The organism is Nocardioides bruguierae (genome assembly GCF_023656415.1).
Taxonomy (GTDB): Bacteria; Actinomycetota; Actinomycetes; order Propionibacteriales; family Nocardioidaceae; genus Nocardioides; species Nocardioides bruguierae.
This window is the reverse complement of the sequence record NZ_JAMOIL010000016.1, coordinates 77344-89346: the sequence shown is the minus strand read 5'-3', so window position 1 is coordinate 89346 and position 12003 is coordinate 77344. Positions and strand designations below refer to the sequence as shown.

Here is a 12003-nt window from a genome sequence, read left to right as displayed (position 1 = left end):
TCCCGAGCCGCGACAAACGGGGGTCGAACCTGAAGTTTCCGTTAACGTCCCACCGTTGCCCCCAGCCGGACGCGGGGCCACCCACACATCCTGATGGAGGAATCGAAGTGAAGAAGATGCGGAAGGCCGGTCTCGGCCTCTCCCTGGCCGTCGCGGCCAGCCTGGCGCTCACGTCCTGCGGCGAGGCTCCCGACGAGACGACCAGCTCCGACAGTGGCGAGACCACCTCGGACTTCCTCCCCTGCATCGTCTCCGACGCGGGCGGCTTCGACGACAAGTCGTTCAACCAGCTCTCCTACGAGGGCGTCCAGCAGGCCGCCGACGAGCTCGGTGCCGACTTCAAGGCCGTCGAGTCCAACTCGGAGTCGGACTACGCCCCCAACATGGAGAGCCTCGTGGCCGAGGGCTGCGACGTCATCGTCTCCGTCGGCTTCGCGCTCTCCGCCGCGACCGTCGAGTCCGCCACGGCGAACCCGGACCTGCCCTACGTCCTCATCGACGACCAGGCCGACAACGACTTCGACGGCACCAAGGACGCGGACAACATCAAGCCGCTCCTCTACGACACCGCCCAGGCCGCGTTCCTGGCCGGCTACGCCGCCGCCGACTTCTCCAAGACCGGCACCGTCGGCACCTACGGTGGCGCCGAGTACCCGACCGTGACCATCTTCATGGACGGCTACTACCAGGGCGTGCAGTACTACAACGAGCAGAAGGGCGCCGACGTCCAGGTCGTCGGCTGGGACGGCTCGACCGGCAGCTTCACCGGCGGCTTCTCCGCCAACCAGAAGGCCACCAACACCGCCCAGCAGATCCTCGACCAGGGCGCGGACGTCATCCTCCCCGTCGGTGGTCCGATCTACCAGGGCGCGCTCACCGCGATCGCCGACTCCGGCTCCGACGCCGTCATGATCGGCACGGACGCCGACCTGTACGAGTCCGACCCGAACAGCCAGGACGTCGTCTTCACCTCGATCCTGAAGAACATGAAGCTCTCGACCTACGAGGCCGTCATGTCCGTCGCGGACGAGGACTTCGACGCCGAGGCCTACGTCGGCACGCTCGACAACGACGGTGTCGGCATCGCGTCCTTCCACGACTACGAGGGCGAGGTCTCCGACTCCCTCCAGGGCGAGCTGGACGACATCACCGCCGGCATCATCGACGGGTCCATCCCCGTCACGTCCTACCTGAACTGAGCCCGTCCGCCCCGGGCACGCCCGAGGCCACGGCACCGAGGGGGGTCGACCACGTGGTCGGCCCCCCTCGGGCGCGTGCTGGTCTCGTGCGCTCCCGCCTCGTTCCCTAGGATCGCGAGCATGCAGCTGGCACTGCGCAACATCACCAAGCGCTTCGGAGCGCTCGTCGCCAACGACCACATCTCCCTGACCGTCGAGCCCGGGGAGGTGCACTGCCTCCTCGGCGAGAACGGCGCCGGCAAGTCGACGCTGATGAACGTCCTCTACGGCCTCTACCAGGCCGACGAGGGCGAGATCGTCCTGGACGGGGAGGTGCAGAGCTTCGCCGGCCCCGGCGACGCGATCGCCTCGGGCATCGGCATGGTCCACCAGCACTTCATGCTGGTGCCGGTCTTCACCGTCGCGGAGAACGTCGTGCTGGGCAACGAGCAGACCGGCTTCGCCGGGAAGCTCGACCTGGAGGCCGCCCGCGAGAAGGTCCGCGAGATCTCGGCACGGTTCGGCTTCCACGTCGACCCCGACGCCGTCGTCGAGGACCTCCCCGTCGGCGTCCAGCAGCGCGTCGAGATCATCAAGGCGCTCTCCCGCGACGCGAAGGTCCTCGTCTTCGACGAGCCGACCGCGGTGCTCACCCCGCAGGAGACCGACGAGCTGATGGGCATCATGCGCCAGCTCAAGTCCTCCGGGGTCGGGATCGTCTTCATCACCCACAAGCTCCGCGAGGTGCGCGAGGTGGCGGACCGGATCACGGTCATCCGCCTCGGCAAGGTCGTCGGCGAGGCCGAGCCGACCGCCAGCAACACCGAGCTGGCCTCGCTCATGGTGGGTCGCGCCGTCGAGCTGACCGTCCAGAAGGACGCCCCGACCCTCGGGGACGACGCGCTCGTGGTCTCCGACCTCGTGGTCCGCGACGACACCGGCCTCGCCCACGTCAACGGCATGACCTTCACCGTGCGCGCCGGCGAGGTGCTGTGCGTGGCCGGCGTGCAGGGCAACGGGCAGACCGAGCTCACCGAGGCGCTCATGGGCCTCCAGGAGCACGTCGCCGGCTCCATCACGCTGGACGGCAAGGAGCTCGTCGGCCGCAACGTCCGCCAGGTGCTCGACTCCGGCGTGGGCTTCGTGCCCGAGGACCGCCAGGTCGACGGCCTGGTCAGCTCCTTCACCATCGCCGAGAACCTCATGCTCGACCGCAGCTTCTCCGGCCCGTTCGTGAGCGCCGGCACCGTGCGCCGGGCCGACCTGGACGCCTTCGCCCAGGCCAAGCTCGAGGAGTACGACGTCCGCGCCCCCGGCATCACCACGCAGGCGGGCAACCTCTCGGGCGGCAACCAGCAGAAGGTCGTCGTGGCCCGCGAGCTGTCGAAGGACCTGCGGCTCCTCGTGGCCGCGCAGCCCACCCGCGGCGTGGACGTCGGCTCGATCGAGTTCATCCACAAGCAGATCATCGCCACGCGAGACGCCGGCGTACCCGTCGTGGTCGTCTCGACCGAGCTCGACGAGGTCGTGGCCCTCGCAGACAGGATCATGGTCGTGTACCGAGGTCAGATCGTCGGCATCGTCCCCGCGGACACCCCGCGCGACGTGCTCGGGCTGATGATGACCGGTGAGCGTCCGGCGGGGGTGGCCTGATGAGCGACGACAACGCCGCCACCGCCCAGGCCTCCCCTCCCCCGGAGAGCGAGCAGCCGACGCCGCCGGAGCAGCACAACTACTGGCACACCGTGCTGCGCTCCATCACCCAGGGCAACGCGCTGGTCGCGGTGGGCGCGATCATCCTGGCCGTCCTGGTCGGCTCGCTGATGATCCTGTTCACCGACGAGGAGGTCCGCACGACCTTCGGCTACATCGGTGCGCGCCCCAGCGACTTCTTCGCCGCGTCCTGGAACGCGATCGAGGGGGCGTACTCGGCGCTGTTCCGCGGGTCGGTCTACAACACCAACGCGGACGACTTCCTCTCCGGCATCCGACCCCTGACCGAGACCCTGAAGTACGCGGCACCGCTGATCCTCGCGGGCCTCGGCGTCGGCCTGGCCTTCCGGGCCGGCATGTTCAACATCGGTGGCCAGGGCCAGATGCTGCTGGCCGGCGGCGCCGCCGGCTGGATCGCGCTCTCGGAGTCGCTCTCCTCGCTGACCATCTGGATCCACCTGCCGCTGGCGATCATCGTGGGCGCCCTGGCCGGTGCCCTGTGGGCCGGGCTCGCGGGCCTGCTCAAGGCCCGCACCGGCGCGCACGAGGTGATCGTCACGATCATGCTCAACTACGTCGGCTACTACCTGCTGTTCTTCGCGCTCTCGCGGCAGGGCCTGCTCCAGCAGCCCGGCTCGTCGAACCCGAAGTCGGCGCCCGCGCAGGACACCGCGATCCTCCCCGACCTGCTCGGGGACCGCTTCAACCTGCACGCCGGCTTCCTGCTCGCCGTCGCCGCCGTCGCCTTCTGCTGGTGGCTGCTGAACCGCTCGGCGCTGGGCTACCGGTTCCGCGCGGTGGGCGAGAACCCGCACGCCGCCCGCACCGCCGGCATCGACGTCGGCCGCACCTACGTGGCCGCGATGCTGATCGCCGGTGCCCTCGTGGGCCTGGCCGGCGTGAACCAGGTGCTGGGCACCGTCACCAGTGGCGTCGCCCTCGACCTGGACTCCGGGATCGGCTTCGACGCCATCACCGTGGCCCTCCTCGGGCGCTCGCGGCCGATCGGCATCTTCTTCGCGGGCCTGCTCTTCGGCGCCTTCAAGTCCGGCGGCTTCCTGATGCAGGCCTCGGAGGGCATCCCGGTCGACATCGTGCTGGTCGTGCAGTCCCTCATCGTCCTGTTCCTCGCGGCCCCGCCCCTCGTGCGGGCCGTCTTCCGCCTGCCCACGAAGGAGGCCGCATGAGCACCACCGCCCCCGCCTCCGCGCCGGTCGCGTCGCCGGACCGGGTCGAGATCGTCCCGCGCAAGGTCCCGGTGATCCTCACGGTGATCACGGTGGCCCTCGCGCTGGCCGTGGCCCTGGGCGCCCAGGACGGCGACACCACGTTCCGCCTGGCCACCGGCAAGGACCTCTTCCAGCTGCCCGACGTGGTCGTCCCCGCGGAGCTGACCGCGTGGATCGGGATCGTCGTGATGGCCCTGGTCTCCGTCGACTCCTGGCGCCGGCAGCTCACCGGGCACCGCACCCCGATGTGGGAGACGGCGCTGTACGCCGTGGTCGGTCTCCTGGCGTTCCTGGCCTGGGCCGCCGCGGACGGCACCATCCCCATGGTCGGCCTGCTGTCCGGCTCGCTGGCCCTGGCCGTCCCGCTCGTCTTCGGCGCCCTGGGCGGCGTGCTCGGCGAGCGGGCGGGCGTCGTGAACATCGCCATCGAGGGGCAGCTGCTCTTCGGCGCGTTCGCCGCGGCGATCGTCGGCTCCCTGGCCGCTCCCCCGCTGGTCTCCGCGCTGGGCGAGAGCGCCGGTGACTTCACCGGCGCGATCGTCGCCTCGGCGGGTGCCGCGTTCGCGGGCATGCTCGTCGCGGTGCTGCTCGCCGTCTTCGCGGTCCGCTACTTCGTCGAGCAGGTGATCGTCGGCGTCGTGCTCAACGTGCTGGTCATCGGGGTCACGAGCTTCATGTTCAGCCAGGTGCTCGCGCCCAACGCGGCCACGCTGAACTCGCCGCCGCGGTTCCGCGCCATCGACATCCCGATCCTGGGCGACATCCCGCTCATCGGTCCGGTGCTGTTCCGGCAGACCCTGCTCGTCTACGCGCTCTACGTGGCCGTGGCACTGGTGACCTTCGCGCTGTGGCGCACCCGGTGGGGCCTGCGGCTGCGGGCCGTCGGCGAGCACCCGAAGGCCGCCGACACCGTGGGCATCAAGGTGAACCGCACCCGGTTCCGCACCGTGCTGCTCGCGGGCGCCATCGCCGGCCTGGGCGGCGCCTCGTACACGCTGGTGGCCGTCTCGCAGTTCAACCGCGAGATGACCGGCGGCGCGGGCTACATCGCCCTGGCGGCGGTCATCTTCGGCAAGTGGGACCCCATCCGGGCCACGCTGGCCGCCCTGCTGTTCGGCTTCGCCTCCCAGCTCCAGGGCACCCTGTCGGTCATCGGCTCGCCGGTGCCCAGCCAGTTCATGCTGATGCTGCCCTACGTGGTGACGCTGTTCGCCGTCGCCGGCCTGGTCGGGCACTCCCGGCCGCCCGCGGCGTCCGGGCAGCCGTACAAGCTCGGCTAGCACTCCTCGGGCGGCCGCACGGCCGTCCCACGCAGCACGAGGGCCGGTCCTCCCCGCGGGGAGGACCGGCCCTCGTGCTGTCGGCCGGGTGTGGCCGGGTGCTCGTGGTGGGCGTCTGCTCAGCGCGCCCCGGTGACCACGGTCTGGCTCTCGGCGACCGGGATGTCGGTGACCGCGCCCTGCGTCCGCTGCTCCAGCGTGCCGGACTCGCCGGTGGAGGAGGTCCAGCGGGCGTCCCACACCGTCGAGGCCTCCACGGGGAAGCCGTCGGCGTAGCCCCACGAGGCGCGGGTGAACGCCAGGGTGCAGGCGTCCGCCTCGTCCGTGGACGGGGAGTAGGACGTGGCGGCCTCCCGCGCGTCGCAGCGCACCGTGCCCGCCGGCGAGGTCACCAGGACGCCGTCCGTCTCGGCCCGCACGGTGGCGGAGACCCTCGCGGCGCTGGCGATGACCTCGCGCTCGGCGACCGCGTCGGAGTCCGAGGTCCACAGCCACGTGGGCAGGTTGACCAGGGTGGCTCCCCCGACGCTGCGCGCCCGGGGGTTCCAGTCCAGCGCGGGCTCGACCAGGCGCATCACCCGGTACGCGTAGGCGGCGAGCTGCTCGGGGTCCACGACCGGCTCCGGCTCCTGCCCCTGGGGGAAGACCGCGTAGCTGACGGGCACCCGGCCGCCGCCCAGCTGCGGCGGGATCTCGTTGGCGCCGAGGCCGCAACCGGCATCGATCAGGGCCTCGGTGTCGGCGACGCTGGAGGGGCCCTCCGCGTAGCGCAGGTTGTACCAGGTGAGGTCCTGGTCGGGGTTCGCCTCGTCCCGCTCCACCGCGTCCTTCACGGCCCCGCGCGGGTCGCGGTTGGCGAACGACAGGGAGAAGCCGAGGTTGGTGCTCGACTGGAGCAGCGTGGGGGTCTCGGCCACCATCGCGTCCAGCGCGTCGGCGACGACCTGCGGGTCACCGGAGCCGTCGCCCCACGAGAGCCGCTCCCACCAGCACAGCGGCGGCGGGCCGGCCACGGTGGCGCGCAGGCCGGGGTCGACGTCACCGGTGACGCGGACGCTCACCTCGGCGGCGTAGGAGCCCTCCCCGGGGGCGCTGCCGCCGCCGTAGGGGTCCGCGGACGCCGGCGGCGTGCTCACGAGGGCGAGACCCACACCGGCCAGGACCGACGCGGCGGCCAGGCCGGTGGCGCGGCGCGGCGCGCGGCGGGTGGCGGGGCGGGTGACAGGGCTGCGCACGGGGCCGTGGGTGCTCATCGGTACTCGCAGGGGTCGTTGCTCGTCAGGGTGGTGGAGGTGACGCGCCAGTCCGGGCCCTCGCGGACCAGGAGGTCGGTGGTCTGGGCGAACGCGACGGCGGGCTCGACCGGCTTGCGCGTGCGCGCGTCCACGTCGACCGCGCTGTTGCGGAAGCAGGTCAGGACGCGGGCCCGGTCGCCGGTGACGCTGACCCGGCGCACGCCCAGGATCGCCCCGCCCACCTGGTCGTGACCCTGGCGGGCCAGCTCGCGGCTGTAGGAGACGACGAACTCGGCGGCCGCACCCGTGGCCAGCTCGTAGACGCGGTCCTGGTCGACGCGCTGGGTGCGGAACGACCGCAGCCGCTCGTCCCAGTACGCCAGGTGCACGTCGAGGACGGCGCGCTGCTCGGCGTCGAGGCGCCGCGGCTCCCGCCCGGCGATCAGCTCACCGTCGCGGGGGTCACGCGGCACGGTCCGGTCCGCGCCGTCCGTCGAGCCGTCCGTCGCGCCGGCGTCGGCGCCGGCCGAGGCGTCCGGCTCCTCGGGCGCGGCCGTGCTGGGGGATGCGTCGAGCTCGATCTGCTCGGTGGCCCCGCCGTCGTCCGCGCAGCCCGCGGTGGCCAGGAGCGCGGCGAGCACCAGGGCCGGTGCCGCGACGCGCGCGCGGGGGCGCCGCTGGGAGTGGCGTCGCACAGGTCGTCCTTCCCGAGGAGTGAGGTGACGCAGCCACCATGCCCGCGTCAGGAAGGACTAAACACCCGTTGCCCCACCGGGCGCCGCGAGCGAGGTCAGCGAGGTCAGCGCTGCGCCCGCGAGCATCCGCGCGCCCACGCCGATGGCGGCCTCGTCGACGACGAGGTCGCCCTGGTGCAGGTCGTAGACCCGGCCTCCGGGGGTCCGCGTGCCGAGCCGGAACATCGCTCCGGGCACCGTGTCGGTGTACCAGCCGAAGTCCTCGCCGCCGAGGCTCTGCACGGCCTGGTCCGCGTGGCCGGGGCCGAGCAGGGCGGCGGCGGTCGCGGCGAGCGCGGCGTGGGCGGCGGGGTCGTTGACCACGGGCGCCACGCCCCGCTGGTAGTCCAGGTGGGCGGTGACGCCGTAGGGCCGCACGATCTGCGGGACGAGCTCGCGGACCATGTCCTCGCAGGAGTGCCAGGTCTCGCGGTCGAGGATGCGGATGGTGCCGGCGAGCAGGCCGTCGCGCGGGATGACGTTGACCGCGGAGCCGGAGCGGACCACGCCCCACACCACCGAGACCCCCGCGCGCGGGTCCAGCCGCCGCGAGAGCACGGCCGGCAGCTCGGTGACGAGCTTGGCCAGCGCGAAGGTCAGGTCCCCGGTGAGGTGCGGGCGGGAGGTGTGACCGCCGGTGCCCTCCAGCCGGATCTCGATCTTGTCGGCCGCGCTGGTCAGCGCGCCCGAGCGCAGCGCGACCCGACCCACCTCGACCACCGGGTCGCAGTGCAGCGCGAAGATCCGCTCGACCTCGTCGAGGTGCCTCTCCGAGAGCACCTCGAGGGCGCCCCCGGGCATGACCTCCTCGGCCGGCTGGAAGACCAGCCGCACCCGCCCCGGCAGCAGGCCGGCGCGGTGCACCTCGGTCAGTGCGGCCGCGGCCCCGACGACCGCCGTCATGTGCACGTCGTGCCCGCAGGCGTGGGCGACGCCGGGCACGGTGCTGGCGAAGGGGACGTCGGAGACCTCCTGCACCGGCAGCGCGTCGATGTCCGTGCGCAGCGCGACGAGCGGCCCGGCGTCCCCGAGGTCGGCCACGAAGCCGGACCGGGCCAGGCGCTGCGTGCGCCAGCCCAGGGAGGTCACCGCGGCCACGAGCCGCTCGGTGGTCTGCTCCTCGGCCCAGGAGACCTCCGGGTGCGCGTGCAGCTCGCGGCGCAGCGCCACCAGGTCCGTCGTCCGCTGGTCGACGACCTCGGTGAGGATCGCAGCGGTCGGGGACGGCAGGGCGGGAAGACTCGGCATGGCGGTCTCATCCTAGGCGGGGCCCGGCCGTGGCCACCGGCACGGTCGACCCCTGGTCGGTGCCTGTGGTCGGTGACTGTGGTCGCTGCCTGCGGGCGCGGCCGGGCGCGGGACGGGCGAACCCGGGGCGCAGGAGAGGTTTGACGGCGGCCCGGCGGGGGCAGGCCGCACGTGAGCCCCGCCGACCCGGCGGCGCGGGCAGACCCCGGAGGTGGACGTGGCCGACGACCTGTACCTGGACCCGGCGGCGGTGACGCCGCTGGTCGAGCGGTTCCGCACCCTGCGCCAGACCCTGCAGAACGCCCAGCCGGGCGTGGTCGGCCACTGCGGCGCCGTCCAGCGTGCCTGCGGGGAGTTCTCCGGTGCCGTCGCCGACGGCGCCGAGAAGTACCAGATCGGCTGGCGGGCGGCGCTGGACCTGACGGCGACCTCGGCCGGCGTGGTCGCGGGCAACATCAACGTGGAGGTCATCGACGTGACCAGGCTCGACCAGGACCTCGCCGACGGGTTCTCCCTCTCGCCGGAGTCCGGCTCGTGAGCGACAAGCACTTCACCCTCGACGTCGACCCCGACGGTCTGCGGCGCGTGGCCACGTCCGTCGGCGACCTGCGCGAGGACGTGGCCCGCACCGGGCGGCGCAGCGCCACGGCGCCCGACGACATCGGGGGTGGCTGGACGGGCACGGCCGCGACCGACCTGAAGGCCGAGATGTCGGCGCTCGGCGGCGTCCTGGCCACGATGGGCGACGGGCTGGACGGCGTGCCCGGGGCCCTGCGCTCCCTCGCGAAGGACTACGACGACGCGCTCGCGCAGCTGCCGGGGCTCAACCGCCGCTGGGAGGACTCCGAGCAGACCTACGTCGACGCCGTCGCCGCGGCCGACCGGGCACGCACGCAGGGCCGCGCCGACCTCGACGCGGCCGAGGAGCGGCCGAACCGCTTCGAGTACGACCAGGTGGACCGGCGTCGGACCGCGGCCGTCGACACGGCCGGGGACGAGCGCCGCCGCACGCAGCACGACCTGGAGACCTCCTTCGGGTACCTGCGCCAGTGGTTGGGCCAGCAGACCCGCGCGCTGGGCGACGCCCTGGCGGAGGCGTCCCCCGTCGACGTCCCCGACGAGGCCGTCCGGCAGTGGACCTCCGGCCAGGGGCCGACCGTCGACCTGGGGCCCCTCGACGACCGCCTCGTCCTGGGCGCGGCCAGCACCGAGGCGTGGGAGCGGTCGGTCGACCGACGAGAGGTGGACGAGGCGGTCGCGGCGCTCCAGGACGCGCTGCGGCAGGACACCTACGGGTCGGACCCCGACGCCGTCCGCGACGCCCTCGCCACCATCGCCGCGCACGCCGACGACCCCGGCTGGGCCGAGGTCCTGGTGGACGCCCTCGGCGCCGACGGCATCGAGGAGGTCTACCGACTGATCGACGAGGACCTCGGCTTCTCCGAGTACACCTACGAGGACGTGCGCACCGAGCTGGAGGGGTTCGGCGACGTCGTGGCCGGCGGCATCAGCGCGCAGGACGACGCGGACTTCGCGGCCCTGGTCGACGCGATGGTGCACGAGGACCCCGCCGGACGACGGATCTGGGCCCTGCTCACCAGCAGCGACGCGGCGGACGCCCGGATGAACGCGGTGGCCGCGGCGACCCACAGCGCCACGCTGGACGGTGGTGGCCTCGACGGCTACTACGACGGCACCCGCCCCGGGCTGTTCCCGATCGCGCTGGCCTACGCCTACGACGACACCTCACCGCTCGACCAGTGGCTCGACCGCGCCGACGGGGAGGCCCTGGCCGACGTCATGGAGCACGTCGGGGACGAGACCGCGACCGAGCTCATGCAGCTGATGCACTCCCCGTTCATGAACACCTCCCCCGGCACCCGGCAGGAGGACTACGCCCGCCTCACCGACCTGTGGCGCGACGGCGTCGACGCGATGGTCGACCACTTCCACGACGCGCGCCGCGAGGACCGCGCCTACGACTTCACCGGCCTGCTCGCCGCGCTCGACGCGCGCGACCAGGCCGTGCCCTACCCCTGGAGCGACGACCTGCACGTGGACCTGGGCGCCATCGTGGACGACACCGAGCTGATGGCGGCGCTCGTGACGGCCGCCGACTCGGGCACGCAGATGGCCGAGGCCGGGCCCACCCAGCTGCGGCGCCTGGTCGAGGACTCGGGCGTGGACGTCGAGGAGCTGATGGGCCGGCTCATCGCGCAGAACGCCGCCGACCAGGACGCTCCGCGCCAGGCGGCGGAGAACGCCGGCATCGTCCTGCGCCTGCGCGACATCGCCGGGGAGGACTTCGAGTGGGGCGGGGTGCTCGAGTCGCTGCTCAAGAGCTCGGTCTCCGTGGGCGCCGGCACCAACCCGGTCACGGGGGCAGCGGCCACGTTCACCCTGGGGTTCCTGGAGGAGATCGACAAGGAGGCCTCGCGCCTGCGCGCCCTGGACGCCGCCTCCGAGAACGCCTCCGACGACCGTGGTGAGGCCGAGCGCATCGCGTTCACCATCTGGGCCAGCTACCACGCCGACGACCCCTCCGACTTCGAGGAGTGGGTCGCGCGCAACCCCGACACCCGGGACCCGCGCGACCTCGTCAACGGCTACCTGGACGCCTACTCCTCCGAGCAGGACGTCGCCGACATCATCGCCCTGCGCGACGCCATCGAGGGCTCGTGGGACACGACGTCGGGGTCGACCCCGTGAGGCCCGGGACGCATCGCCGGGCGGACCGACCCCGGCGCGCGCTGGCCGCGGGCCTGGTGACCGGTGCGCTGGCGACCGCGTCGCTGGTGGGCTGCTCGGCCGAGGAACCCGCCCAGGACGAGGCGTTCACCGCCTGCCTCCAGGACGCCGGCGTGGACGCCTCGGCGGTCGTCGACGGCAGCCCGGACGCGCTCCGGCTGCCCGGCACCTGGACGTGCGCCGCCGAGGACCTGGACGCCGAGGGGCGGGTCGCGCTCCTCTCCCCCGTGGCCGACGGCGACCTCCCCGCCGCCGACTCGGTCGCGCAGAGCGAGGCGGAGCAGGCGTGGGCGACGCAGGCGGCCGCGCTGCCGACCGAGGAGTATGTCGCGCTGGCCGGCGCCCTGAGCCCGGCCCTGGCGGGGACCGAGGACACCGCCTCGGCGGGCGTGACCGGTGCCTCCGAGCGCCTGGCCTTCTGGACGACGGTCGCCGACACGGGCCTGCCCGAGGACTGGGAGGACTGGCGGACGAGGTCGGAGGACCTGCGTGACGCGCGGGACGTCGTCAACGCCTACCTCGACGACGGCTCCGACCAGCAGCTCATCGACACGGTGCTCACCCTGGCCGACCAGGTCCAGTCCGCCGCTCGCGGCTGAGCCAGGTCAGGCACAGGGGTCAGGCACAGGGGTCAGGCA

Annotated in this window: 10 protein-coding genes; 7 read left to right on the top strand and 3 right to left on the bottom strand. The window is 73.2% G+C overall.

What is annotated here, in order from left to right; all coding sequences use genetic code 11:
- The first annotated feature begins 116 nt into the window (after nucleotides 1–116).
- From M8330_RS13390 to M8330_RS13375, 4 genes are all read left to right on the top strand, one after another.
- Nucleotides 117–1199, top strand: coding sequence for a BMP family lipoprotein (locus tag M8330_RS13390; protein WP_250053365.1), 1083 nt, complete (start codon nucleotides 117–119; stop codon nucleotides 1197–1199).
- 120 nt (nucleotides 1200–1319) lie between these two features.
- The gene (locus M8330_RS13385; RefSeq protein ID WP_250053321.1) at nucleotides 1320–2831 is read left to right on the top strand and encodes an ABC transporter ATP-binding protein; all 1512 of its coding nucleotides are present in this window, start codon (nucleotides 1320–1322) and stop codon (nucleotides 2829–2831) included.
- Nucleotides 2831–4078, top strand: coding sequence for an ABC transporter permease (locus M8330_RS13380; RefSeq protein ID WP_250827741.1), 1248 nt, complete (start codon nucleotides 2831–2833; stop codon nucleotides 4076–4078). Before M8330_RS13385 ends, M8330_RS13380 begins: the two co-directional genes overlap by 1 nt.
- A complete protein-coding gene (locus tag M8330_RS13375) occupies nucleotides 4075–5400 on the top strand; it encodes an ABC transporter permease (protein ID WP_250053317.1) in 1326 nt (441 codons plus the stop codon). The genes M8330_RS13380 and M8330_RS13375 overlap by 4 nt, the downstream gene beginning before the upstream one ends.
- 119 nt (nucleotides 5401–5519) lie before the next feature.
- Here the strand turns inward: M8330_RS13375 and M8330_RS13370 are convergent, their stop codons facing one another.
- Genes M8330_RS13370 through M8330_RS13360 form a run of 3 tightly spaced genes read right to left on the bottom strand, consistent with a single transcriptional unit; the run spans nucleotide 5520 to nucleotide 8617 of the window.
- Nucleotides 5520–6653 (bottom strand): hypothetical protein, encoded by a 1134-nt coding sequence (locus M8330_RS13370; protein ID WP_250827740.1) that lies wholly within the window; start codon nucleotides 6651–6653, stop codon nucleotides 5520–5522.
- Entirely contained in the window at nucleotides 6650–7330 is a 681-nt protein-coding gene (locus tag M8330_RS13365; RefSeq protein WP_250827739.1) for a hypothetical protein, read from the bottom strand. Before M8330_RS13365 ends, M8330_RS13370 begins: the two co-directional genes overlap by 4 nt.
- A 57-nt stretch (nucleotides 7331–7387) precedes the next feature.
- The gene (locus M8330_RS13360; protein ID WP_250827738.1) at nucleotides 7388–8617 is read right to left on the bottom strand and encodes an amidohydrolase; all 1230 of its coding nucleotides are present in this window, start codon (nucleotides 8615–8617) and stop codon (nucleotides 7388–7390) included.
- A gap of 217 nt (nucleotides 8618–8834) precedes the next feature.
- On the opposite strand from M8330_RS13360, the gene M8330_RS13355 reads away from it, so the two are divergent.
- From M8330_RS13355 to M8330_RS13345, 3 genes are read left to right on the top strand one after another with little or no spacing between them, the layout of a single operon-like run.
- Nucleotides 8835–9155 carry a hypothetical protein gene (locus M8330_RS13355; RefSeq protein WP_250827737.1) on the top strand — a complete coding sequence of 107 codons (321 nt, stop codon included), beginning with the start codon at nucleotides 8835–8837 and terminating at the stop codon, nucleotides 9153–9155.
- A complete protein-coding gene (locus M8330_RS13350) occupies nucleotides 9152–11326 on the top strand; it encodes a hypothetical protein (RefSeq protein WP_250827736.1) in 2175 nt (724 codons plus the stop codon). Before M8330_RS13355 ends, M8330_RS13350 begins: the two co-directional genes overlap by 4 nt.
- Complete coding sequence (locus M8330_RS13345; protein WP_250827735.1) at nucleotides 11323–11964, top strand: hypothetical protein; 642 nt, start codon at nucleotides 11323–11325, stop codon at nucleotides 11962–11964. Before M8330_RS13350 ends, M8330_RS13345 begins: the two co-directional genes overlap by 4 nt.
- The last annotated feature ends 39 nt before the right edge of the window (nucleotides 11965–12003 follow it).